The sequence below is a fragment of the Pseudomonas sp. DrBHI1 genome (assembly GCF_002205115.1).
GTDB lineage: Bacteria > Pseudomonadota > Gammaproteobacteria > Pseudomonadales > Pseudomonadaceae > Aquipseudomonas > Aquipseudomonas mosselii.
In genome coordinates this window covers 1-23,833 of sequence record NZ_NIBE01000054.1, presented here as the reverse complement: position 1 = coordinate 23,833, position 23,833 = coordinate 1, and the positions used below count along the sequence as shown (strand labels likewise).

The following is a 23,833-nucleotide window of genomic DNA, read 5'->3' as shown; positions in this document are numbered from 1 at the left end:
ACTAGGAACCGCGCGAAAAGGCCTGTCAGCCAATCGCCCTCAGGTGCACGGCGAAGCGCTCGGCCAGCCACTGCGCGGCCGGGCCCAACGGTTCGTCGCGCCGCCAGGCCAGCTCCGCCACCAGCGCTGGCGGGCGCCACTCGCTGTCCAGCTCGACCATCTGCGTCTGGTAGGTGGGGTACTGCACCACATGCCGAGGCAGCCAGGCCCAGCCCAGACCGCGCATCAGCAACTCGGCCATGGCGTAGAAACTGTCTGCGCGCCAGACCTGCGGACTGATCGCCTCGCCGCCCGGGTAGCCACTCTGCTGCGGGGTGATCAGCAACTGGCGGTGGCGGGCCAGTTGCTGGCGGCTGACCTTGGCCAGGTGTGCCAGCGGGTGGTCGATGGCACACACCGTGACCATCTCGACGCTGCCCAGGGCGCGCCGCTCCAACGAGGCGGGAATGCTTTCATGGTGGAAGAACAACCCCAGGTCGGCACGCCGCTCCACCAGCTTGCGCGCCACATCGCCCTGGGCACCGCTGGCCAGTTGCACTTCCAGGTAGGGGTAGTGCGCCGCCAACTCGTCGAGGCTGTCGATCACCGGCTGGTAGGGCATGGCCTCGTCCTGGGCCACCCGCAACAACGCCTCCTGCCCGCGCATCAAGGCCTGTGCCCGACCATCCAGGCGCTCGCACTGACGCAACAGCTCGCGGGCGTCCTCCAGCAACGCGGCGCCGCTTTCGGTCAGGCGCGGCAGCCGGCCGCTGCTGCGCTCGAACAGGGTTACACCCAGGTCCGTCTCGAGCAAGGCGATGGCGCTGCTGATCGCCGACTGGGCCTTGCGCTGTTCGCGGGCCACGGCGGAAAACGAACGCAACTCGGCGGCCCGCACGAACAGGCGCAGTTGCTCGAGGCTCCAGTATTCTGTCATGACCAACCTATCTCCAAAGTAGATAGGTAATGACTTTACCGCATCCAGGGATTCCCTAGAATGCCATCCAGCAACGGAGGACCCGCACCATGAACGCCTACACCTATCTCGCCATCGCCATCTGCGCCGAAGTCATCGCCACCGCCTCCATGAAAGCGGTCAAGGGGCTGAACACGCCGCTGCCGTTGCTGCTGATGGTCTGCGGTTACGGCGTGGCGTTCTGGATGCTGACCCTGGTGGTGCGCAGCATTCCGGTGGGCATCGCCTATGCGATCTGGTCGGGGCTGGGCATCGTGCTGATCAGCATCGCGGCGTTGCTGATCTACGGACAGAAACTGGATGTGCCGGCGATGCTGGGCATGGCCATGATCGTCGGCGGGGTAGTGGTGATCCAGGTGTTCTCCAATACCGCCGGGCATTGATCCACGGGGAACACTGTTCCCATGTGAACTGTATACTGCGCACCTGTCCCAGTTTTCGAGGTGCCCGCATGCCATCCGCCATTACCACTGACGTGCTGATCGTCGGCGCCGGGGTCGCAGGCCTCTGGCTCAATGCCCGGCTGCGCCGCCTGGGCTATTCGACGGTGCTGGTGGAGCGCGCCAGCCTGGGTGGCGAGCAGACCATCAAGTCGCAAGGCATCATCCACGGCGGCACCAAATACGCCCTGCACGGCGCCCTCAGCGGCGCCTCCGAGGCCATCGCCGACATGCCGAGGCGCTGGCGCGAAGCGCTGGCCGGCAACGGCGAGCTGGACCTGTCCGCTACCCGCCTGCTTTCCGATGCCCATTACCTGTGGTCCCCCGGCACCCTGGCCGGCAACCTCACCAGTTTCTTCGCCAGCAAGGCCGTGCGTGGCCGGGTCGACCAGGTCAAGGGCGAGCAACTGCCGCCGGCCCTGCAGGACCGAGCGTTCAAGGGCAAGGTCTATCGCCTGGCCGAACTGGTCATCGACGTGCCCAGCCTGCTGGCCAACCTGGCGCAGCTGGCGGGCGACAGCCTGCTGGCCGGCGAGCGCGTCGAGCCGCTGCGCGACGGCGGTGACCTGGCCGGGCTGGTGGTCGACGGCCGCGAGATCCGCGCCCAACGTATCGTCCTCAGCGCCGGTGGCGGCACCGAAGCACTGCTGCACGCCCTGGGGCTGAACCAACCGGCCATGCAGCGCCGGCCGCTGCACATGGTCCTGGCCAAGGGGCCCAACCTCAAGCCGCTGTACGCCCACTGCCTGGGCGGCGGGCCCAAGCCGCGCATCACCGTGACCACCCACCCGGCCGCCGACGGCCAGTGGGTGTGGTACCTGGGTGGCGACATCGCCGAGGCCGACGGCGTGGCCCGCGAGCCCGCCGCGCAGATCGCCGCGGCGCAAAAGGAAGTCGCCAGCCTGCTGCCCTGGATCGACCAGGCCCAGGTGCGCTGGGCCACCCTGCGCGTCGACCGTGCCGAGCCGGCGCAATCGGGCCTGGTACGCCCGGACAACGCCTTCCTCGCCGACCAGCAGCGCCTGCTGGTCGGCTGGCCGACCAAGCTGGCCTTGGCGCCGGACTTCGCTGATCGTGTGCTGGCCAGCTTCGAACGTGACGGCATCCACCCGAAGAACCAGCCGGACCTCGCCAACCTGCCCCGCCCACCGCTGGCGCTGCCTGCCTGGGAGCAACTGCTGCCATGAGCCTGCCGACCCTGCACGATCATCACCGCCCCCTGGGCAGCACCGGCCTGCGGGTGTCGCCGCTGGGCCTGGGCACGGTCAAGCTTGGCCGCGACCAGGGCGTGAAGTACCCCAACGGCTTCACCATCCCCGATGACGAAACCGCCCGCCTGCTGCTCGCCCAGGCCCGCGAACTGGGCATCAACCTGATCGACACCGCACCGGCCTACGGCCGCAGCGAGGAACGCCTTGGCCCATTGCTGCGCGGCCAGCGTGACCAATGGGTGATCGTCAGCAAGGTCGGCGAAGAGTTCGAGGCCGGCCAGTCGCACTTCGATTTCAGCGCCGCCCACACCCGCCGCTCGGTCGAACGCAGCCTCCAGCGCCTGGAAACCGACCGCATCGAGCTGGTGCTGGTGCATTCCGACGGCAACGACCTGGCGATCCTCGAGCGAGAGGGCGTGTACGAAGCCCTCGCCGCACTCAAGCAGGAAGGCAAGATCCTGGGCTATGGTTTGTCTGGCAAGACCGTCGCCGGCGGCCTGAAGGCGTTGGAGCAAGGAGATTGCGCCATGGTCACCTACAACCTCAACGAGCAGGCGGAGCGGCCCGTGCTGGACTACGCTGCCGAGCACGGCAAGGCCATCCTGGTGAAGAAAGCCCTGGCCAGCGGGCATATCTGCCTGGCGCCCGGGGTCGATCCGGTGCAGGCCAGTTTCGAGCTGCTGTTCGCCCACCCGGGCGTGAGCAGTGCCATCGTCGGCACCATCAACCCGATGCACCTGGCCCATAACGTGGCCACCGTCGCCCGCATCCTGGGCCGGCCCTGAGCCGTCCAGGCGGGGGCCCAACGCAAGGAGGAGCCTCGTGCCGCGTACGCTGATCCGCAAGAATCCGAGCAACTTCAAGACCCTGCCGCTGCACGTCGAGGCCACGCCCGAAGGCCTGACCTACCAGAGTATCGGCATGCCGCTGAATTTCGCCCAGACCCTGCAGCGGCGCAAGGCCATCCAGGTCGCCGACCCCGAACACTTCGTGGCAGAACTGGCCAACCTCGGCGTGTCGGTACGACTGACCCTGCACTGGCAGGGCCGCGACTACTGGGTGCTGGTCCGCCAGCGCCGACAGGACCGTGGCGATGTAGTGCTCAAACTGATTTCCGGCTACGTCCCGGCCCACGAGCTGAACCTGCCGCTGCACACAGCGATCCAGGAAGTGGCCGAGGAATGTCTGCTGGAAACCCCCGAAGGCTGGCTGGGCGGACGCTTCAACGACACCTGGCTGCCAGCGCCCTATGCCGCTGCCCTGCACTACCGTGAGGCGCTGCCGTTCGTGCTGTCGCCCGAGTCGGGCGCTGCCCGCCCGGTGCATTGCGCCAACCTGATGTTGCTGGAGCGGCCACGCGCCTATGTTCATCTGCCCACGGCGTCGTTGCAGCTGATCTACGACTTGCGCCTGCAAGTGCCCAAGGAGGCCAAATCGCTGAGCCTGTTTCATGTCGACGAGCGCCTGGAGGGCGATCAACTGGTGGCCAGGCTCAATCGCAAGCGGCCGGATCTCTACCTGATGCCACTCAAGGACGGCCAGCCCGTGGCCGAGCTGTACACCTTGAAGAAGGACCAACTGACACCCGCGGGCACGCGCGGACTGTGGCTGGCAGAGAGCTTCGCCCGTCAGGATGGCTGGGTGGTGCGGGATGAGCGGGTGCGCTGGAAGGATTGGCTGAAGCAGCAGGGGCTGGTCGAAAGCAAGCCCGCGCCGGTGTCGCACCTGGAACGGTTCGGGGACAAGGCTCGGGAACTGCTGGCCCGGGCGCGGACCTCGCTGCATAAATGAACACGGGGCAAGCCCGCTCCCAGCGTTTCGTGGGAGCGGGTTTACCCCGCGACTTGCAGCCTATCAGTGCTTGCGGATCTTCTCGACGATCGCCGTGGTCGAGCTGTTTTCCACCAGGCCCAGCACCTTCACCGTGCCGCCGTAGGCCTTGACGATATCGGCGCCGACCACCTGGTCGATACCGTAGTCACCGCCCTTGACCAGCACATCTGGCTTGACCTGGCGCAGCAGGTTCTCCGGCGTGTCCTCGGGGAAGCTGATGACCCAATCCACCGCACCGAGGCCCGCCAGCACGGCCATGCGTCGGTCGACGCTGTTGATCGGCCGGCCCGGGCCCTTCAAGCGGCTGACCGAGGCATCGTCGTTGATGGCGACGATCAGCCGGTCGCCCTGGGCGCGTGCCTGTTCCAGGTAGGTCACGTGACCGGCGTGGAGGATATCGAAGCAGCCGTTGGTGAAGACGATCTTCTCGTTGTGCGCACGGGCATCGTCGATGGCCAGCAGCAGCTGCTCCAGGCCCAGCACGCCCCGCTCCGAGCCCTCTTCACGCTGGATGGCGCGACGCAGCTCAGGCGCGCTGATGGCGGCGGTACCCAACTTGCCGACCACGATGCCGGCGGCCAGGTTGGCCAGGGCGACGGCATGCGGCAGGTCTTCACCCGCGGCAATGGCGGCGGCGAGGGTGGAAATCACCGTATCGCCGGCACCTGTGACATCGAACACCTCACGGGCACGGGCCGGCAGGTGCAGGGCCGGGTGGCCGGTGCGCAGCAGGGTCATGCCATGCTCGCCACGGGTCACCAGCAGCGCGCCCAGATCCAATTCGTCGAGCAGCTTCAGGCCTTTGCCGACCAGCTCGGATTCATCGGCGCAACGGCCAACGATGGTCTCGAACTCGCTGAGGTTCGGGGTGATCAGGCTGGCACCGCGGTAGATCGAGAAATCCTTGCCCTTGGGGTCGGCCAGTACCGGAATGCCCTTGCCGCGCGCGGCCTGGATCAGCGCCTGATGGTTCTGCAGCGCGCCCTTGCCGTAGTCGGACAGCACCAGCACCTTGACGCCTTCAAGCAGGGCATCGACCTCCGCGCCCAGCGACAGCGGGTCGGTAGCGAACGGCTCTTCAAAGTCGATGCGCAGCAGTTGCTGGTGACGGCTCATCACCCGCAGCTTGACGATGGTCGGCTGGTGGGCGATGCGCTGGAAGATCGAGCGCACACCGGCGGCATGCAGGCTGTTGGCAAGGCTGTCGGCAGCCTCGTCCTGGCCGGTGACGCCGACCAGAGAAGCGGGCGCGCCGAGGGCAGCGATGTTCAAGGCCACGTTGGCCGCGCCGCCGGGGCGATCCTCGATCTGATCGACCTTGACCACCGGCACCGGCGCTTCAGGCGAAATACGCGAAGTACCGCCATGCCAGTAGCGGTCAAGCATGACATCGCCGACCACCAGTACCGGGGCTTGATCGAAACGCGGCATGGACAACTTCATGGGCAACCCATTTTTGGAAAAGTGAACAGGGGCAGGATATTAGCACAGGGATGCGCAGGACTTTACGGCCAACCGCAGCGATGCTGTATCGATTGACCGGCGAGGCCTGCAAGGCCCCGCCGTGACGCTGACTCAGGTGATATTGGCCTTTTCGGCCTCGTCCAGCCCCATGGCGTGCAGACGGGCGTAATGGCCATTGGCCTGGAGCAGTTCACCGTGGGTGCCACGCTCCACCAGACGGCCCTGGTCCATGACCAAGATCAGGTCGGCCTTCTCGATGGTCGACAGGCGGTGCGCGATCACCAAGGTGGTGCGCCCCTCCATCACATGGTCCAAGGCTGCCTGAATATGCCGTTCGGACTCGGTATCCAGAGCCGAGGTGGCCTCGTCGAGAATCAGCAGCGGCGCATTCTTGAGCAAGGCCCGGGCAATCGCCAGGCGCTGGCGCTGGCCGCCGGAAAGCAGCACACCGTTCTCGCCGACTTCGGTATCGAAGCCCTTGGGCAACTGGTCGACGAACTCCTTGGCATAGGCATCGGCGGCGGCAGCCTCGATATCCGCGCGCGGCGCGCCGGCCAGGTCGCCGTAGGCGATGTTGTTGGCCACGGTGTCGTTGAACAGGGTGACATGCTGGGTCACCTGGGAAACATGCCGGCGCAGGTTGCGCAGGCGGTATTCCTCAATTTCCACGCCGTCGAGCAGGATCTGCCCTTCCGTGTGGTGGTAGAAGCGCGGGATCAACGCCGCCAGCGTCGACTTGCCACTGCCCGAGCGCCCCACCAGAGCGATCATCTGCCCGGGCTCGGCGGTGAAGCTGATATCGCTGAGCACCTGACGCTCGGTCCCCGGGTAGGTGAAGCTGAGGTTGCGCACTTCCAGGCGCCCCTCGACCCGCGCCTTCTCGATGGTGCCGTTGTCGACTTCGGGCTTCTCGTCCAATTGCTCGAAGATGCTCTCGGCACCGGCAAGGCCCTTCTGGATGGTCGAGCTGACTTCGGATAGCTGGCGAATCGGCTTGGGCAGCAGGCCCGCCGCGGTGATGTAGGCCACCAGGTCGCCCGCGGAAGCCTCACCACGCAGGAACAGTACCAGGAACATCAGCGCCGCCATGGCGGTGTAGATCACCAGTTGCAGCATCGGCGTGTACAGCGCGCCGGTCTTGGTCATGCGCAGTTGCTTGTCGGTGTTGCTCTGGCTGGCCTTCTCGAAACGGCGCTCCTCGTAGCTTTCGCCACCGAAGCTGCGCACCACGCGATAACCCTGGATGGTCTCGGAGGCCACGTGGGTGACGTCGCCCATGGCCACCTGGATCTTCTTGCTCTGCTTGCGAAACTTCTTGCTGGCGGTGCTCACCATCACCGCGATCAACGGCAGGATGGCCACCATCACCAGCGTCAGCTTCCAGTTCATCCACAGCAGGTAGGCGAACAGGAACACCACCGTCAGGCCCTCACGGATGACCACCTTGATGGCGTCGGTGGCGGCGCCGGTGACCATGGTCACGTTGAAGGTGATGCGCGAGATCAGGTGCCCGGAATTGTGGTTGTCAAAGTAGCGATTGGGCAGGACCAGCAGCTTGTTGAACAACTCGACCCGCAGATCGTGCACCAGGCACAGCGAGACCTTGGACAGGTAGTAGTTGCCGAGGAACGAACCCAATCCTTGCCAGGCGGCAATCAGTATGATCAGCAACGGCACAGCCTGCAGCAACTGCAGGTCGCGCAGGTAAGGCACGTCGGGGAACAGTACTGCCTGCGGATTGCTCAGGCCGTCGACGAAATACTTGAGGATCCCGGCCAGCATCGGCTGGGTCGAGGCGAAGATCACGAAACCGACGATGCTCAGCAGGAAGATGCCGATATAGGGTTTGACGTAGCCCAGCAGGCGCAGGTAGATCTTCAGGCTTGCAGGGGAAGACGATTCGGGAACTGTCATGAGAATCCGTCGGGTCAAAAAGAGTCGGGATTATAACACACGCGGTGTCTTGCACCGCCCGCCGCAGGTTAAGATAGACGGCTGTCCCGAACCCGGCCCCGGAGGCTTGATGCACGCACTTGACCACGCCCGTTACCTTGCCCTGCGCGAGGGCGCCCACGTCCTCGAAGCCGACGGCACTGGCGACAAGGTCCTGCGCCTGAGGGACGGCTCGATGCTCAAGCTGTTCCGGCGCAAGCGCCTGATCAGCTCGGCGGCCTGGTACCCCTACGCCCGGCGCTTCGCCGACAATTGCCAGGCCCTGGCCAAACGCGGCATCCCCTGCCCGCAGGTCAAGGCGGTTTACCGGATCGCCGAGATTGCCCGCGATGCCGTGCACTACGTACCACTGCCCGGCCACACCCTGCGCCAACTGCTGGAGCAATCCGACACGCAGAGCGGGCTGCGTGGGCAACTTGGACGCTTCATTGCCAGGCTGCACGACACCGGAGTGTATTTTCGCTCGGCGCACCTGGGTAACGTGGTACTCACCCCTGAAGGCGAGCTGGGGCTTATCGACGTCGCTGACCTGCGCACCAGCCGCTCACCGCTGCGCAGGTCGCAACGCCTGCGCAATTTCCGCCACATGCTTCGCTACCGCGAAGACCGCCAGTGGCTGCTTGGCGATGGCGACAACGCCTTCGTCGAGGCTTACCTGGCCAGCCAGCAAGTGTGCCGCCGCCAGGACCTGACCAGCGCCCTGGCCTGAGCTGTCCGCCGCAACGAAAAGGGAGCTGCAAGCAGCTCCCTATCAAAACTCGCAACCCGTAAGGGATCAGCCTATCGAGCGGCGCTGTTGCAAGCCACGGCCAAGCACCATGGCTGCCGGCAGCAGGACCAGCGGCCACAGCTCATCCGGATTGCCAATCAGCTTGCTGCCGTCGAAGTTGAGCATCACCAGGGCGCAGGCCAGGTACATGCCCCACGAGTCACGCAAACGCACAGCCTGGACCAGGGTCATCGCCACGATGACCAGGAACAGCACCAGCGAGACACCGCCGGTGTAAAGACCCAAGGCAACGAAGATGTTGTGCGGGTGCTGGATCGGCATGGTGCCGCTCAGCAGCTTGTCGGTATGGAACTCGACGCCACAACCCAAGGCCCAGCCGCAGTTCTGCCATTCGCCGACCATGACACGGAACAGCTCGCCACGGAAGGAATCGCCACGAGCGATGACCGAATGCACCCAAGCAGCGTCCTTGATCAACCAGAGCACCACGCCACCTAAAATCGCGAACACCAGCAACCAGGCGCCAGCGATTCGCGGAAAGCGCCACAGCGCCCAGGCCGCCCAGGCCGCGAACAGGAAGGCGGCACCGACCATGGCCGTGCGGGTCTGCAGCACGAAGCTCACGGCCACCAACGAAAGCACCACGGCGGCAAAGGCCTCGACCCAGCGCTGCCTGCGCAGCCAGTGCGGCATGACCAGCGCCAGGGCGCACAGCAGCCAGATGCTGACGTAAATCACGTTTTCCATTCGCGCCGGCAGCAGATCGACACGCTGGCCCAAAGCATACAACCCTGTCGCATAGGCGTAGAGCGCATAGCCATAGATATACAGGCAGATGACCCAGAACAGCGCGCGAGCGAATCCCCAGGAACGCAGGAATTCGTGATTCACCAAGCCGGCCACGACGAAGACAAACAACGTCACGTAGACAATGTGCTTATAGAACTGCCCGTCACCGGCAATCGCCGCCGGCACCAGGAACCACAGCAGGAACACCAGCCACGCCAGACCAAGCTTATCGCTCAACAGACCGGCGCCTCGCTCCTTCACCAGGAATACCAGGCCCGGCAACGCGATGAACGCGTAGAAGAGGTTGTTGGTCCATTTCGATGAGGCCATCAGCACGAAGCTGGCCAGGAACACGATCAATGCCGCGCTGAAGTAGCGCCGACTCGTGCGGTTATCGTTGCCAATCCCTTCAAACATCCTTCAACACCCATCCAAGCAAGAGCCCAACGACCAGCACACCCAACAAGCGAATGCGATCCATGCGCTTGCGACGTGCCTTCTTGATTTTTTCTTCCGGCATTTCCACATGCTCGCCGAAACCCGTGTGCAGCACGGCATCGTTTTCCAGGATCAACGCGTAGCGGTCCCGCTCCGCGTATAGCCGCGACAAGCTCTTTTCGCCGGAGTGCGATGCGTAGGGCGCATGCGCCTGATAGTCGGCGAATCGACGCAGGCCTGGGTTGAACGAGAACCCCTGCCATTCCGCCTTGTGCGAGCCCAGCTTGTGGAAGGCAATACCCTGCAGCACCTGACGCGCCTCGAGGAACACATAGGGGCTGTGTACCTGCAGGTCATGGTTGAAGCTGCGCAGCCAGACCTGCAACGCTTGCGGGTCGGCCTCAAGCAGCGCTTGGGAATCCTCGACGAAGCCCGGGCGATAGAAGGCCCAGTCATCCTCGCAATGGAACACCCAGAAGGTCTTGATCTGCGAATAGGCGGCGTCCACCGATCGCAACTGACCAAGCTTGGGATTGTTGACGATGAAGGTGGTTTGTTCGCGCCAGTGTTCCGGGATGCAGCCACGCACCGCCTCGTCACCGGAGTCTTCGGTGATGAAGACTTCACGGATGGGCGCCGTGTTGTAGCGGTCGAAACTTTCGAGCGTGCGCTTGAGCAACTCGAAACGACCACAACTGGTCACCACCAGTGTGATCTCGCTGTTTTCACTGAATATCATGGCTTCCTCGATGTATGTGGGCCTAACGCGACAGGCCGATGGCCAGCAGCACTCGCTCCAGCAGGCCGGGCTTCGCGGCCGGGCGCAGCGGCGCGCGCATGGCCTCGGTGATGGCCTGCCCGAGCGCGTGGAAGGTGTAGCGCTGCTCGACCAACTGCTGGCCATTGCGCGAGATGCGCTCGGCCAGGGCGAGATCGTCACGCAGCTGGGCGAGCTTCTCGCGCAACTGCTCGAGGTCGCGGTAGAGCACGATATTGTGCATGTCGACGAAGCCCAGCGCCTGGTTCTCTTCCTCGCCCTGATCATAGGCGAACAGGACGCAGCCACAGGCCATGGCTTCGAAATTCTTGATCATGTACTCGCCCATACCGACGTCGGCACTGACGAAAAAGCGGATGCGGCTGAGAGTCCGGCTGTACTCCTCGCCGGACTTGGTACGGGTAATCAGCAGGTTTTCCACCGCCGCGATCGACTCGAGCATCTGCTTGCGCCCGGAGTAGGCCACGCTGCGCAGGCTGCCGACGAACGCCAACTCGATATCACGCTCATGGTTTTCATTGCGCAGCAGCGCCTGGTCATACCCCTTTGGCACGAAAATCGCGTCGAAGCCTTCATCGCGCAGGCGTCGGGTGACCACCGCGCCGGAGGTGATGATCCGCGCCCATGGCAGCTGGCAGTAGTACTCGCTGAACTTGCCGGTGTATTTGCAGGGGATGTAGTTCTGGTAGGCGTCGTGCTCGAGGATCACCAGGTTCGGGATCGTACGAATGAAACGCACCTGACGCATCTCTTTCTTGAACCGCAGGAAGAACAGGATACGGTCGTACTGCTCGACCTGCACATGCTGGCGGAAGTAACCGCGCAGATCCGCCTGCTCGGCATCGGTAAGCCAACGGATATCGCACTCGCAGTCAGCCGCGATGCCTTCGTACAGACGGTCCAGGATGGCGCGTTGCTCTTTCTGGACCAGGAACAGGACTTTCACCGTGGCTCTCTCTTGTCGATCATTGTGCCGACCCACAACAATTCGTGGCGCCGCACGGCCTTGCGGAAGAATTCATTTTCACCGAATGCGGGCCAGCGCCGGGCGGCGAGGCAGCGCTGCAGGAATCGGCGGATTCGGCGCTTGAGCGGAGCTGCGGGCTGCAGGTCGTGCATCATACCCAAAGCAATGGCCTTTTGCCTCTGCTCTTGCGCACTCACCCCTAGCACCCAGGGGCGCATGGGCATGCCTGCATCGAAGAAGGGCGGCAAAGGCACCCCCATACCAGCATCGCCCATCGGCCAACGGTCATTGTCATGCAGGTGGTTGGCGTAGAACAGCTGGGTTTCAGGTCGCCAGTCGGCACTCTGCAACGCCTGCTGCAAGGCGTCATGGGCACAGACATGGTCCGGGTGCGGATCAAGGGTCGGGTGAGGCATCACGATGGTTGTCGGACGCGCGCGCTCGATGAGCTCGCGCAGGTCCTGGACCAGGTTGGTCCAGGTTGGTCGGCCATCGGCGTCGCTTTGCAACGCGACCTCATTGAAACGACGAAATGGCCGGGTGTCGGCCAAGTCTGCCTCGCGTGACGGAATCGATGCCCCGGGCTCGGCCTGCATGGCGGGCAACTGCATGCAGAAATAGCCCAACTGCACGCATTGGGCGGAAGGCACGCCGGCCCAACGCGGCACAGCAATGCTGTCCCAACTGCGCAATTCGCCCTTGAGCCGGGCCGCCTCGGCCAGGTCAAGGCCGAAGGTGTCACGGTAGTACTCGTTCTCGATCTCGCCGGCAGTGAGAGTCACGACCCAGCTGCTCTTCGCTTTGGAATAGGCAGCGAACGCCGCCAGCTCGGCATCGTCGGCATGGGGCGCGATAACCATCAGGGTATCGGCCAGGTAGTCGGGGTGGCGCAGCACCAGCAACTCCATCTCCGGCGCGATACGGCAATGGCGACCGCTCAAGCGCAGCCGTCCGGCGCTCAGCGCCCCGGCCTCACCACTCAGGTTTAGATAACGCACACCCCGCACACCCCGCTCGAAAGCCTGGCAATCGACGGCACCACCTTCGATGCGTACTGCCGGATCGAACAGCCGCCCCAACCAGCCGGCACGCAGGCTCACCTGCAAAAACAGCGTCTCGCTGCCGTCCAGCGAGCAATCGCCCGATAACGCCAGCACCCCATCCTGGCTGCGCAGCGCATGGCGCTCGCTGGCTTGCAGGTCGTACAGGTAGTCGCTGCCCGGCACGTAGAACAGGTGGTCGGAAAACCAGGCCTCATGGGCCACCCACAGCAACACCGCGAGCACGGGCGGCAACCATAGCGCCCACAACGCCGAGAGCAGCAGCACGACCAACGCCAGCAGCAGGATCACCCGTTTGCGCTTGCGATGACGCTTGAGCAGTTGCTGTTTATTGGCGCTCATGTTCAGACCTGGAAAACGTTGACGGGATTGCACCAACGATCCTTGTACTCCCGGTCGGCCCGACCGAACGAGAACCGCAGCGCCTTGCCGCGGGCATTGGCATCCTCCCAGGCGGCCTGGGTATTGAGGAAGCTCAGTACGCTACCAGGGCTGAAAGCCTTGGTCTCTGGATCGACACCGCCGTTTACATATTCAACGCTGATCCATTGCGGCGCCTCGACGCGATACACCAGTTGAATGGCGATGGGCGCCCCGTCGAGGAACAGCACCGAACCGACCAGCAGCTCGCGCAAGCGCTCGACCACCTCGGCCATGCGGGCCGCGCCGGTGGCCGGGAATCCCCAGCGACGCTGGAACAATTCACAGTACATCGCGGCGACCTCGGCTGCAGTGAAATCGCTGATCGGTCGCACCTGACCGCCCGCCTCTTCCAGCAAGCGCAGCTCACGACGCTGGTTGTAGCGGAACTTCTTCGACAGGTCCTCGTGGGGACGTGCCATGGCCAACTGCTCGGGTTGTGCCTTCAAGCCGGCGAAACGCCCCTGGTTCAACTCCGACAGGTAGCGACCGGCATGGCGCAGCGGCGCCCCGGCATCGGCGGCGGCCGGCAGGATGATCTCGGCATTGCCCAGGTCGAACAGGCCTTTCTTGCCTTCGCGCTTGAGCACGTCCTTGGACAGCGCCAGGTGGCGCCCCCAGGTCGGCAGCGCGGCCTTGAGCTCGGCGCCCTGGAACCAGCCCAGGTAACGCACCGGGATCCCGGCCAGGTCCGCCAGTTGCTCGATCACCAACGGGTGCGTGGCGACACTGCCGCCATAACGCTGCCAGGCGTCGCTGTACGCGGCCACGTCGATCACTTGCCAGCCGCGTTCGCGCCAGGCCTTGAGATGATTGAGCATCAAGCCTCCGCCTTCAGCGCGCGGACTTGCGGCAGTTTCCAGAAGGCATCCCGCACCGCCTGGTCGCTGAAGCGCTGCTGCAGACGCTGCAGCATATGCCCGGCGCATGCCTCGCGCTGCTGCGCATCCAGGCCGGCCATGTGCTTCAGGCCCTGGGCCAGCTGCGCGGCATCGCCCAGCGGGAACAGCACACCCACACCCTCGACCACTTCCCGGGCGCCGCCACAGGCGGTGGCCAGCACCGGCACGCCAGCGACCATGGCTTCGAGCAGTACCATGCCGAACGGCTCATGGTCGGAGCTCAGGGCGAACACGTCGAAAGCGCGGAAGTAACGGCGGGCATCCGGGACCTGGCCGAGGAAGTCGACCTGGTCGGTGATGCCCAGCTCAGCGGCCAGCGCCTTGAGTTTCGCCTCGAGACGCCCCTTGCCCAGAATCGCCAGGCGCGCACCGGTCGGCAGCCCCGGCAAGGCTTCGGCAAAACCGCGCAGCAGCGTGGCCTGGTCCTTGTCCGGATGCAGGCGTCCGACGTTGCCGACCACCCAGGCCCGCTCATCCAGTCCCAGGGCACGGCGCGCCTCGTCACGCGGCACCAGGCTGGCCTGCAGTGCCTCGACGTCGATGCGGTTGTACAGGGTCTGAATACGCTCGGCCGGCCACTGGCCCAAGCAGCGACGCATGTCGTCACGCACCGCGTCCGACACACCGAGCAGGCTAAGGCGCTTGCGGAACAGGTTGGCGAACAGCCGCCGCCCTTTGCGCTCATAGTCGCCGAAGGCATGGTGCACACCGATCACCGGCAGGCCGGTCCCGAGCAGCGCGACATAGATCGGCTTGAAGCGGTGGGCGATGCAAAAGCTGAAATTGCGCTGCGCGGCGATCTTGCGCAGCGCGCGGATCGCGCCCAGCTTCAGGCCGCGCACGGCCTTGGAACTGAACTCGAGAAACAGCACCTCGTCCGAGGCACAGCCAGCCGCGACCTGCGCGTCCGCTGCCCCGGTGAGGAACACGGTAGTGACCTTGTAGCCGCTGCCTTGGAACAGGCTGGCGTATTGACGGGCACAATCGAGGAACGGCCCGTCATAACCATGGCAGAACTGCAGGATGCGCGGTTCAGAGCGGCTGGTCATACGGCGCGGCGCCTTCCTTGACCACCAGGATGTCTTCCATGATCAGGTACTGCAGGTCCGAGCCGAAGAACATGTTCAGGGCGTCGGTCGGCGAGCAGATCATGGGTTCGCCGCGGCGGTTCAGCGAGGTGTTCAACGACACGCCGTTGCCGGTCAGGTCTTCCAGCGCCTTCATCATGTCGTAGTAGCGCGGGTTGTACTCACGCTTGAGCACCTGGGCGCGCGAAGTGCCGTCCTCGTGGACGACTTCCGGCACGCGGGTCTTCCACTCCTCGGCGACTTCGAAGGTGAAGGTCATGAACGGCGCGGGGTGATCGATCTTGATCATCTGCGGCGCGACAGTATCGAGCATCGACGGGCAGAAAGGTCTCCAGCGCTCGCGGAACTTGATCTGGTGGTTGATGCGGTCGGCAACGCCTTCCACGCTCGGGCAGCCTATGATCGAACGACCACCCAGCGCACGCGGACCGAACTCCATGCGGCCCTGGAACCAGGCCACCGGGTTGCCATCGACCATGATCTTGGCGATCTGCTCCGGCATGTTCTCCAGCTTGCGCCATTTCGGCTGGCTCGGGTGACGGGCACAGGCGGCGATCACGTCTTCATTAGAATACGCAGGGCCAAGGTAGACGTGTTCCATCTTCTCGACCGGCACGCCACGGGCGTGGGACACGTAGGCGGCCGCGCCAACGGCGGTACCGGCGTCGCCGGAGGCCGGCTGGACGAACAGCTCCTTTACATCATCACGGGCGATGATCTTCTGGTTCAGCTTGACGTTCAGCGCGCAGCCGCCGGCGAAGGCCAGCTTGCCGGTCTCTTTCAGCGTGTCGCCCAGGTAATGGTCGATCATCTGCAGGGCGAGCTTCTCGAACAGCGCCTGCATGCTGGCGGCGTAGTGGATGTAAGGCTCGTCGGCGATGTCGCCTTCGCGTTTCGGACCCAGCCACTCGATCAGCTTGGGCGAGAAGTAGAAGCCCTTGCCCTTCTCTTTATAGCGGCGCAGGCCGATGACGTTGGCGTATTCGGTGTTGATCACCAGCTCGCCGTTTTCGAAACTGGCCAGGCGCGAGAAGTCGTACTTGCTGGCATCGCCGTATGGCGCCATGCCCATGACCTTGAACTCGCCATCGAGCATCTCGAAGCCGAGGAACTCGGTGATCGCGCCATACAGGCCGCCCAGCGAGTCCGGATCGAAGAATTCCTTGATCTTGTGGATCTTGCCGTTTTCGCCATAGCCAAAGAAGGTGGTGGCGTACTCGCCCTTGCCGTCGATGCCGAGGATCGCGGTTTTCTCTTTGAAACCCGAGCAGTGGTAGGCGCTGGAGGCATGGGCCAGGTGGTGCTCGACCGGCTCGATCTTGATCTTCTTCGGATCGAAGCCCAGTTGCTCCAGGCACCAGACGATCTTCTTGCGGTAGCGCTTGTAGCGGCGGTTACCCATCAGCAGCGCATCGAGGGCGCGGTCCGGGGCGTACCAGTAGCGCTTGGCGTAATGCCAGCGGGCCTTGCCGAACAGGCTGATAGGGGCGAACGGAATGGCCACCACGTCGACGTCAGACGGCTTGATGCCGGCCTGCTCCAGGCAGAACTTCGCCGACTCGTAGGGCATGCGGTTCTTCGCATGCTTGTCACGCACGAAGCGCTCTTCTTCGGCGGCGGCAATCAGCTTGCCGTCGATGTACAGGGCCGCGGAAGGGTCATGGCTAAGGGCGCCGGACAGGCCAAGAATCGTCAGTGCCAAGGGTCTAGCCTCTCAAATCGGTATGAAGTGCGCCAACGGCCATTCGGGCGGATGGCGGCTAAAGGGCGGGATTATAACGCAAAGATGGTCAGGCGCGATGCACTCGCGTGGGAGCGGGCTTGCCCCGCGATAGCGGCGGATCCACCGGCGCCATCGCGGGGCAAGCCCGCTCCCACGAGGGTCACATGCCGTTAGGCTATTCGGCGATCAACCAGTCCATGCGCAAGCTGCCAGCGGTCTGCGCCAGCTCCTTGGCCAGCCACGGCAGCAGCGTCTTGAGCTCGTCCTCCAGGCCCCACGGCGGGTTGGCGATGGCCAGGCCCGAGCCGTTCAGGCCCTGCGGGCTATCCTGGTGGTGCACGTACAGCTCGACCCGCAGCAGCTTCGGCGCGCCGGTGCTGGTCAGGTCTTGATAGAAACGGGTCAACGAGCGCTGGTCCTTGATCGGATACCAGATCGCCGCGACGGTCTGGCGCATGCGACCGATCGCCTCTTTCATGGCCACGGTGCAGCGCTTGAGCTCGTCGGCCTGCTCGAACGGCGGGTCGATCAGCATGATGGCGCGCTTTTCCTGCACCGGCAGAAGCGCCCGCGGGATGTGCCAGCCTTCGCCCAGGTGAACGGTGACCCGCGGATCCTTCTTCATGTTCTCCTTGAGCAGCGCCCCATCTTCAGGGTGCTTCTCGTTGAGCAGGGCGCGGTCCTGCTGACGCATCAAACGACGCGCCAGCTCGGGCGAGCCCGGGTAGAAGCGCAGCTCGCCATCCGGGTTCAGGCGCTTGATGATGCGCAGGTAGTCGGCGGCCGCTTCCGGCAGGTCGTCACGATTCCACAGGCGGGCCACGCCCTCGAGGTACTCACCGGTACGGCTCGCCTGGTCGCCCTGCAAGTCGTAGAGACCCAGGCCAGCGTGGGTGTCGATGTAGGCGAATGGCTGTTCCTTGCGCGACATCAGGGCGATGAGGCGGGTGAGCACGATGTGCTTGAGGACGTCGGCGTGGTTGCCGGCGTGGAAGGCGTGACGATAGTTCATGAGGACTCCTGCGGGGGCAACAAGTTTACCTTGCCTTGCAGCCGGCAAAAAGCATCGCGGGGCAAGCCCACTCCCACAAATGCCCGAGGACACGAGGGAGCGGGCTTGCCCCGCGATAGGGACAACGCCGATTCAGCAGGCGTTACTTGTCAGCGTGATACGCCGCGTCAGCAGTTTCAAAACGCGAAACCATGCTGTTCGACGGGCTGCCCAGCTTGCTCACCACGAAGATGGCGATGCTGGCGAACAGGAAGCCCGGGATGATCTCGTACAGGCCCATGTCCACGTAGTTCTTCCACAGGATCACGGTCAGCGCGCCGACCACGATACCGGCCAGGGCGCCATTGCGAGTCATGCCCTTCCACAGCACCGAGATCAACACCACCGGACCGAAGGCGGCACCAAAGCCGGCCCAGGCATAGGCCACCAGGCCCAGCACTCGGTTTTCCGGATTGGAGGCCATCGCAATGGCGATAAGCGCGACGGCCAGGACCATCAGGCGACCGACCCAGACCAATTCCTGCTGCGAAGCGTTCTTGCGCAGGAAGGCCTTGTAGAAGTCCTCGGTCAGGGCGCTGGAGCACACCAGCAACTGGCAGCTCAAGGTACTCATCACAGCGGCCAGGATGGCCGACAGCAGGATACCGGCAACCCAAGGGTTGAACAGGATCTTGGCCAGTTCGATGAACACGCGCTCGTGGTTCTCGGTGACCGGACCTGCCAGGTCAGGATGCGCCGAGAAGTAGGCGATGCCGAAGAAGCCCACTGCGCAGGTACCGGCCAGGCACAGGATCATCCAGGTCATGGAGATGCGGCGGGCGTTGGCGATCGATTTGACCGAGTCGGCGGCCATGAAGCGCGCCAGGATGTGCGGCTGCCCGAAGTAGCCAAGACCCCAGCCCATCAGCGAGATGATGCCGATGAAGGTCGCGCCCTTGAACATGTCGAAGTGCGCCGGGTTCACCGCGTCGATGGCAGCGAAGGTCTGGTCGAAGCCGCCAGTGGAAATCAGCACGATCACCGGGGTAAGGATCAGCGCGAAGATCATCAGCGAAGCCTGCACGGTATCGGTCCAGCTTACGGCCAGGAAACCACCGATGAAGGTGTAGGCGATGGTCGCGGCGGCACCGGCCCACAGGGCGGTCTCGTAGGACATGCCGAAGGTGCTTTCGAACAGACGGGCGCCGGCAACGATGCCGGAAGCGCAGTAGATGGTGAAGAACACCAGGATGACGATCGCCGAGATGATCCGCAGCAGACCGGTCTGGTCTTCGAAGCGGCTGGAGAAGTAGTCCGGCAGGGTCAGGGCATCACCGTTGTGCTCAGTCTGCACACGCAGACGGCCGGCGACAAACAGCCAGTTCAGGTAGGCGCCGACGGTCAGGCCGATGGCGATCCAGGCCTCGGAAAGGCCCGCAAAGTAGATGGCGCCCGGCAGGCCCATCAACAGCCAGCCGCTCATGTCCGATGCGCCGGCGGAAAGCGCGGTAACCACGCTGCCGAGACTACGGCCGCCGAGAATATAGTCGGAAAGGTTCTTGGTGGAGCGATAGGCGGCGAAGCCGATCAGCACCATTGCCGCAATGTAGATCACGAAGGTGATCGTTAGTGGATTGCCCATGAGTTGTGCCCTGGCGTTGTTTTTATCTCTTGCGACCGCCGTGCACGACGGTTGCACCCAGGCGGCGAATCCTATGCAACAACATGAACGAGGTGCAACCATTTTTCATTTGCAAGTTGCACCCAGCCATGGTTTTTCGGATAAAGCCCCTTTTTTGCTCCTTTTCGGAGCAAACGCAGCGTTTTACATAAGCAAAAGCAGCAAAAAAGACCGTTTCGGCTGTAAGGAAACATCCTTCAGACGAGTTGCACCTTTACCGTGAAGATTTCGGGTTGCACCCGGTTGCACCCGAATTGTCCTACAGGCTAATCTTGCCTTCAGCTTAGGCCACATCCGTGACCAATAACGAGGATAAGAAATGGCGACGACCACCCTTGGGGTCAAACTCGACGACCCGACCCGTGAGCGACTCAAAGCAGCTGCGCAGTCCATCGACCGCACGCCGCACTGGTTGATCAAGCAAGCGATCTTCAACTATCTCGAGAAGCTCGAGGGTGGCGCCACCCTGAACGACCTCAACGGCCATGCCGCCGCTGGCGACGACGCCGGCGAAGTCGCCGCCGACCACGCCCACCAGTGCTTCCTGGAATTCGCCGAAAGCATCCTGCCGCAGTCGGTACTGCGCTCGGCGATCACCGCCGCCTACCGCCGCCCCGAGCAGGAAGTGGTGCCGATGCTGCTGGAGCAGGCCCGCCTGCCGGCCGCCCAGGCCGAAGCCACCAACAAGCTGGCCGCGAGCCTGGCCGACAAGCTGCGCAACCAGAAGAGCGCCGGCGGCCGTGCCGGCATCGTCCAGGGCCTGCTGCAGGAGTTCTCGCTGTCCTCCCAGGAAGGCGTGGCGCTGATGTGCCTGGCCGAAGCACTGCTGCGCATCCCCGACAAAGGCACCCGTGACGCGCTGATCCGCGACAAGATCAGCACCGGCAACTGGCAGCCGCACCTGGGCAACAGCCCGTCGCTGTTCGTCAACGCCGCCACCTGGGGCTTGCTGCTGACCGGCAAGCTGGTCAGCACCCACAACGAATCCGGCCTGACTTCCTCGCTCACCCGCATCATCGGCAAGAGCGGCGAGCCGATGATCCGCAAGGGCGTCGACATGGCCATGCGCCTGATGGGCGAGCAGTTCGTCACCGGTGAGACCATCGCCGAGGCCCTGGCCAATGCCAGCAAGTTCGAAGCCAAGGGCTTCCGCTACAGCTATGACATGCTTGGCGAAGCCGCGCTGACCGAGCACGACGCGCAGAAATACCTGGCGTCCTACGAGCAGGCGATCCACTCGATCGGCAAAGCCTCGCACGGCCGCGGCATCTATGAAGGCCCGGGCATCTCGATCAAGCTCTCGGCCCTGCACCCGCGCTACAGCCGTGCCCAGTACGAGCGCGTGATGAACGAGCTGTACCCGCGCCTGCTGTCGCTGACCCTGCTGGCCAAGCAGTACGACATCGGCCTGAACATCGACGCCGAGGAGGCCGACCGCCTGGAGCTGTCGCTGGACCTGCTCGAGCGCCTGTGCTTCGAGCCGTCGCTGGCCGGCTGGAACGGCATCGGTTTCGTCATCCAGGCCTACCAGAAGCGCTGCCCGTACGTGATCGACTACGTCATCGACCTGGCCAAGCGCAGCCGTCACCGCCTGATGATCCGCCTGGTGAAAGGCGCCTACTGGGACAGCGAGATCAAGCGCGCCCAGGTCGAAGGCCTGGAAGGCTATCCGGTCTACACCCGCAAGGTGTACACCGACGTTTCCTACGTTGCCTGCGCCCGCAAGCTGCTGGCCGTGCCAGAAGCCATCTACCCGCAGTTCGCCACCCACAACGCCCACACCCTGTCGGCCATCTACACCATCGCCGGGCAGAACTACTACCCGGGCCAGTACGAATTCCAGTGCCTGCACGGCATGGGCGAACCGCTGTACGAGCAAGTCGTGGGCAAGATCTCCGAGGGCAAGCTGAACCGTCCATGCCGCGTGTACGCACCGGTCGGCACCCACGAGACCCTGCTGGCCTACCTGGTTCGCCGCCTGCTGGAAAACGGCGCCAACACCTCGTTCGTCAACCGCATCGCCGACCACTCGATCTCCATCCAGGAACTGGTCGCCGACCCGGTCGCCAGCATCGAGCGCATGGGCACCCAGGAAGGCAGCATCGGCTTGCCGCACCCGCGCATCCCGATGCCGCGTGAGCTGTACGGCAGCGAGCGGGCCAACTCGGCCGGCATCGACATGGCCAACGAACACCGCCTGGCGTCGCTGTCCTGCGCCCTGCTGGCCACCGCCCACAATGACTGGAAAGCCACGCCGCTGCTGGCCTGCGCCGCCAGCGAGCAGCCGGCCACACCGGTACTCAACCCGGCCGACCACCGCGATGTCGTGGGCCACGTGCAGGAAGCCACCGTCGCCGACGTCGACAACGCCATCCAGTGCGCACTGAACGCCGCGCCGATCTGGCAAGCCACCCCACCGGCCGAGCGCGCCGCGATCCTCGAACGCGCCGCCGACCTGATGGAAGCCGACATCCAGCCGCTGATGGGCCTGCTGGTGCGCGAAGCCGGCAAGACCTACGCCAACGCCATCGCCGAAGTGCGCGAGGCCGTGGACTTCCTGCGCTACTACGCGGTGCAGGCACGCAACGACCTGCGCAATGACAGCTGCCGCCCTCTGGGCCCGGTGGTGTGCATCAGCCCATGGAACTTCCCGCTGGCGATCTTCTCCGGACAGGTGGCCGCGGCGCTGGCCGCCGGCAACCCGGTACTGGCCAAGCCGGCCGAACAGACCCCGCTGGTCGCCGCCCAGGCCGTGCGCCTGCTGCTGGAAGCCGGCATCCCCGAAGGCGTGCTGCAACTGCTGCCAGGCCAGGGCGAAACCGTCGGTGCCGGCCTGGTCGGTGACGAGCGCGTCAAGGGCGTGATGTTCACCGGCTCCACCGAAGTCGCCCGCCTGCTGCAACGCAACATCGCCGGACGCCTGGACAACCAGGGCCGCCCGATCCCGCTGATCGCCGAAACCGGTGGCCAGAACGCCATGATCGTCGACTCCTCGGCGCTGACCGAGCAGGTGGTGATCGATGTGGTCTCCTCGGCCTTCGACAGCGCCGGCCAGCGTTGCTCGGCCCTGCGCGTTCTGTGTCTGCAGGAAGACTCCGCCGACCGCGTGATCGAGATGCTCAAGGGCGCCATGGCCGAAAGTCGCCTGGGCAACCCGGAGCGCCTGTCCGTGGACATCGGCCCGGTGATCGACGCCGAAGCCAAGGCCGGCATCGAGAAGCACATCCAGGGCATGCGCGACAAAGGCCGCACCGTCTACCAGGTGGCCATCGCCGAAGGCGAGGAGATCAAGCGCGGCACCTTCGTGATGCCGACCCTGATCGAACTGGAAAGCTTCGACGAGCTCAAGCGCGAGATCTTCGGCCCAGTGCTGCACGTGGTGCGTTACAACCGCAAGGACCTGGACCAGCTGATCGAGCAGATCAACGCTTCCGGCTACGGTCTTACCCTGGGCGTGCACACCCGCATCGACGAGACCATCGCCAAGGTGGTGGACAACGTCAACGCCGGCAACATGTACGTCAACCGCAACATTGTCGGTGCCGTGGTCGGCGTGCAGCCGTTCGGCGGTGAAGGCCTGTCGGGCACCGGCCCGAAAGCCGGCGGCCCGCTGTACCTGTACCGCCTGCTGTCGACCCGCCCGGCCGACGCCATCGCCCGCCACTTCCAGGCCGACGATGCGCGCAGCAAGGCCGACACCACCCTGCGCGACCAGCAGCTCAAACCGCTGACCACCCTCAAGACCTGGGCGGCCAGCAGCCAGATGAGCGACCTGGCCGCGCTGTGCGAGCAGTTCGCCGAGCAGTCGCAGAGCGGCATCACCCGCGTGCTGCCAGGCCCGACCGGCGAGCGCAACACCTACACTGTGCTGCCTCGCGAACACGTGCTGTGCCTGGCCGACAACGAGGCCGACCTGCTGGCCCAGCTGGCGGCGGTACTGGCCGTGGGCAGCTCGGCGGTGTTCCAGGACGGCGAGCCGGCCAAGACCGTGCGCGGCCGTCTGCCGAAGGAGCTGCAGGCGAAGATCAAGCTGGTGGCCGACTGGAGCAAGGACGACGTGGCCTTCGACGCGGTCATCCACCACGGTCACTCCGACCAGCTGCGCGGTGTTTGCGAGCAGGTGGCCAAGCGTGCCGGCGCGATCGTCGGCGTGCACGGGCTGTCGAGTGGCGATCACCAGATCGCCCTGGAACGCCTGGTGATCGAGCGGGCGGTGAGCGTGAACACCGCGGCGGCGGGTGGTAACGCCAGCCTGATGACCATTGGCTGACGCTGACGGTCGGTGAACGGAGAAGGAGAGCTCAGGCTCTCCTTTTTTGTGGAGGGTGTCAGAAATTTTGTGTTCGGGCATAACATGAGTAAGAGGTGCATGTATGCCAACCAAAAAGAAACCCTTGCGTGACCTGCCC

At 64.5% G+C, this 23,833-nt stretch carries 19 protein-coding genes; 7 read left to right on the top strand and 12 right to left on the bottom strand.

Annotated features, from left to right (window positions below):
• Positions 1-25: 25 nt before the first annotated feature.
• Positions 26-916 carry a LysR family transcriptional regulator gene (locus CC207_RS10035; RefSeq protein ID WP_028688290.1) on the bottom strand — a complete coding sequence of 297 codons (891 nt, stop codon included), beginning with the start codon at positions 914-916 and terminating at the stop codon, positions 26-28.
• Positions 917-1,005: 89 nt separating this feature from the next.
• On the opposite strand from CC207_RS10035, the gene CC207_RS10030 reads away from it, so the two are divergent.
• The 4 genes from CC207_RS10030 to CC207_RS10015 all read left to right on the top strand — a co-directional run bounded on the left by CC207_RS10030 (position 1,006) and on the right by CC207_RS10015 (position 4,397).
• Positions 1,006-1,338 carry a multidrug efflux SMR transporter gene (locus CC207_RS10030; RefSeq protein WP_028688291.1) on the top strand — a complete coding sequence of 111 codons (333 nt, stop codon included), beginning with the start codon at positions 1,006-1,008 and terminating at the stop codon, positions 1,336-1,338.
• A 68-nt stretch (positions 1,339-1,406) separates the two neighbouring features.
• Positions 1,407-2,582, top strand: a complete 1,176-nt coding sequence (locus tag CC207_RS10025) for an FAD-binding oxidoreductase (protein ID WP_088852037.1) — start codon at positions 1,407-1,409, stop codon at positions 2,580-2,582.
• Positions 2,579-3,391 (top strand): aldo/keto reductase, encoded by an 813-nt coding sequence (locus CC207_RS10020; RefSeq protein ID WP_088852036.1) that lies wholly within the window; start codon positions 2,579-2,581, stop codon positions 3,389-3,391. The genes CC207_RS10025 and CC207_RS10020 overlap by 4 nt, the downstream gene beginning before the upstream one ends.
• A 37-nt stretch (positions 3,392-3,428) precedes the next feature.
• A complete protein-coding gene (locus CC207_RS10015) occupies positions 3,429-4,397 on the top strand; it encodes a hypothetical protein (protein ID WP_028688294.1) in 969 nt (322 codons plus the stop codon).
• 63 nt (positions 4,398-4,460) lie between these two features.
• Here CC207_RS10015 and hldE read toward each other — a convergent pair whose 3' ends face one another.
• Together hldE and msbA are read right to left on the bottom strand one after the other, a co-directional pair.
• Positions 4,461-5,882, bottom strand: a complete 1,422-nt coding sequence (gene hldE, locus CC207_RS10010; RefSeq protein ID WP_028688295.1) for a bifunctional D-glycero-beta-D-manno-heptose-7-phosphate kinase/D-glycero-beta-D-manno-heptose 1-phosphate adenylyltransferase HldE — start codon at positions 5,880-5,882, stop codon at positions 4,461-4,463.
• Between the two features lie 132 nt (positions 5,883-6,014).
• Positions 6,015-7,817 (bottom strand): lipid A export permease/ATP-binding protein MsbA, encoded by a 1,803-nt coding sequence (msbA, locus tag CC207_RS10005; RefSeq protein WP_088852035.1) that lies wholly within the window; start codon positions 7,815-7,817, stop codon positions 6,015-6,017.
• A 109-nt stretch (positions 7,818-7,926) separates the two neighbouring features.
• On the opposite strand from msbA, the gene CC207_RS10000 reads away from it, so the two are divergent.
• Positions 7,927-8,565 (top strand): phosphotransferase, encoded by a 639-nt coding sequence (locus CC207_RS10000; protein ID WP_088852034.1) that lies wholly within the window; start codon positions 7,927-7,929, stop codon positions 8,563-8,565.
• Between the two features lie 66 nt (positions 8,566-8,631).
• Here the strand turns inward: CC207_RS10000 and CC207_RS09995 are convergent, their stop codons facing one another.
• The 9 genes from CC207_RS09995 to putP form a co-directional block, all read right to left on the bottom strand.
• The gene (locus CC207_RS09995; protein ID WP_088852033.1) at positions 8,632-9,792 is read right to left on the bottom strand and encodes a hypothetical protein; all 1,161 of its coding nucleotides are present in this window, start codon (positions 9,790-9,792) and stop codon (positions 8,632-8,634) included.
• Positions 9,785-10,552, bottom strand: a complete 768-nt coding sequence (locus CC207_RS09990) for a glycosyltransferase family 2 protein (RefSeq protein ID WP_088852032.1) — start codon at positions 10,550-10,552, stop codon at positions 9,785-9,787. Before CC207_RS09990 ends, CC207_RS09995 begins: the two co-directional genes overlap by 8 nt.
• Before the next feature lie 22 nt (positions 10,553-10,574).
• Positions 10,575-11,537 carry a glycosyltransferase gene (locus tag CC207_RS09985; RefSeq protein ID WP_088852031.1) on the bottom strand — a complete coding sequence of 321 codons (963 nt, stop codon included), beginning with the start codon at positions 11,535-11,537 and terminating at the stop codon, positions 10,575-10,577.
• On the bottom strand, positions 11,534-12,961 hold the full coding sequence (locus CC207_RS09980; protein WP_088852030.1) for a PIG-L deacetylase family protein: 1,428 nt from the start codon (positions 12,959-12,961) through the stop codon (positions 11,534-11,536). The genes CC207_RS09985 and CC207_RS09980 overlap by 4 nt, the downstream gene beginning before the upstream one ends.
• Before the next feature lie 2 nt (positions 12,962-12,963).
• Positions 12,964-13,860, bottom strand: coding sequence for an antimicrobial resistance protein Mig-14 (locus CC207_RS09975; protein WP_088852029.1), 897 nt, complete (start codon positions 13,858-13,860; stop codon positions 12,964-12,966).
• Positions 13,860-14,990: a glycosyltransferase gene (locus CC207_RS09970; RefSeq protein WP_088852028.1), complete on the bottom strand. Its 1,131-nt coding sequence runs from the start codon at positions 14,988-14,990 to the stop codon at positions 13,860-13,862. Before CC207_RS09970 ends, CC207_RS09975 begins: the two co-directional genes overlap by 1 nt.
• Positions 14,974-16,731 carry a carbamoyltransferase gene (locus tag CC207_RS09965; protein WP_028688304.1) on the bottom strand — a complete coding sequence of 586 codons (1,758 nt, stop codon included), beginning with the start codon at positions 16,729-16,731 and terminating at the stop codon, positions 14,974-14,976. Before CC207_RS09965 ends, CC207_RS09970 begins: the two co-directional genes overlap by 17 nt.
• A 196-nt stretch (positions 16,732-16,927) precedes the next feature.
• The gene (locus tag CC207_RS09960) at positions 16,928-17,764 is read right to left on the bottom strand and encodes a 23S rRNA (adenine(2030)-N(6))-methyltransferase RlmJ (protein WP_028688305.1); all 837 of its coding nucleotides are present in this window, start codon (positions 17,762-17,764) and stop codon (positions 16,928-16,930) included.
• 142 nt (positions 17,765-17,906) lie between these two features.
• Complete coding sequence (gene putP / locus CC207_RS09955; protein WP_028688306.1) at positions 17,907-19,385, bottom strand: sodium/proline symporter PutP; 1,479 nt, start codon at positions 19,383-19,385, stop codon at positions 17,907-17,909.
• On the opposite strand from putP, the gene CC207_RS26715 reads away from it, so the two are divergent.
• Both CC207_RS26715 and putA read left to right on the top strand, forming a co-directional pair.
• A complete protein-coding gene (locus CC207_RS26715; RefSeq protein WP_143496106.1) occupies positions 19,384-19,647 on the top strand; it encodes a hypothetical protein in 264 nt (87 codons plus the stop codon). The genes putP and CC207_RS26715 overlap by 2 nt on opposite strands.
• Before the next feature lie 96 nt (positions 19,648-19,743).
• Positions 19,744-23,694, top strand: coding sequence for a trifunctional transcriptional regulator/proline dehydrogenase/L-glutamate gamma-semialdehyde dehydrogenase (gene putA, locus CC207_RS09950; RefSeq protein WP_062360185.1), 3,951 nt, complete (start codon positions 19,744-19,746; stop codon positions 23,692-23,694).
• Positions 23,695-23,833: the final 139 nt, after the last annotated feature.

Coding starts and splice junctions, on each gene's coding strand:
- CC207_RS10035 (WP_028688290.1), bottom strand. CDS start 916: ATGACAGAATACTGGAGCCTCGAGCAACTGCGCCTGTTCGTGCGGGCC.
- CC207_RS10030 (WP_028688291.1), top strand. CDS start 1,006: ATGAACGCCTACACCTATCTCGCCATCGCCATCTGCGCCGAAGTCATC.
- CC207_RS10025 (WP_088852037.1), top strand. CDS start 1,407: ATGCCATCCGCCATTACCACTGACGTGCTGATCGTCGGCGCCGGGGTC.
- CC207_RS10020 (WP_088852036.1), top strand. CDS start 2,579: ATGAGCCTGCCGACCCTGCACGATCATCACCGCCCCCTGGGCAGCACC.
- hldE (WP_028688295.1), bottom strand. CDS start 5,882: ATGAAGTTGTCCATGCCGCGTTTCGATCAAGCCCCGGTACTGGTGGTC.
- msbA (WP_088852035.1), bottom strand. CDS start 7,817: ATGACAGTTCCCGAATCGTCTTCCCCTGCAAGCCTGAAGATCTACCTG.
- CC207_RS10000 (WP_088852034.1), top strand. CDS start 7,927: ATGCACGCACTTGACCACGCCCGTTACCTTGCCCTGCGCGAGGGCGCC.
- CC207_RS09995 (WP_088852033.1), bottom strand. CDS start 9,792: ATGTTTGAAGGGATTGGCAACGATAACCGCACGAGTCGGCGCTACTTC.
- CC207_RS09990 (WP_088852032.1), bottom strand. CDS start 10,552: ATGATATTCAGTGAAAACAGCGAGATCACACTGGTGGTGACCAGTTGT.
- CC207_RS09980 (WP_088852030.1), bottom strand. CDS start 12,961: ATGAGCGCCAATAAACAGCAACTGCTCAAGCGTCATCGCAAGCGCAAA.
- CC207_RS09975 (WP_088852029.1), bottom strand. CDS start 13,860: ATGCTCAATCATCTCAAGGCCTGGCGCGAACGCGGCTGGCAAGTGATC.
- CC207_RS09970 (WP_088852028.1), bottom strand. CDS start 14,990: ATGACCAGCCGCTCTGAACCGCGCATCCTGCAGTTCTGCCATGGTTAT.
- CC207_RS09960 (WP_028688305.1), bottom strand. CDS start 17,764: ATGAACTATCGTCACGCCTTCCACGCCGGCAACCACGCCGACGTCCTC.
- CC207_RS26715 (WP_143496106.1), top strand. CDS start 19,384: ATGAGTTGTGCCCTGGCGTTGTTTTTATCTCTTGCGACCGCCGTGCAC.
- putP (WP_028688306.1), bottom strand. CDS start 19,385: ATGGGCAATCCACTAACGATCACCTTCGTGATCTACATTGCGGCAATG.
- putA (WP_062360185.1), top strand. CDS start 19,744: ATGGCGACGACCACCCTTGGGGTCAAACTCGACGACCCGACCCGTGAG.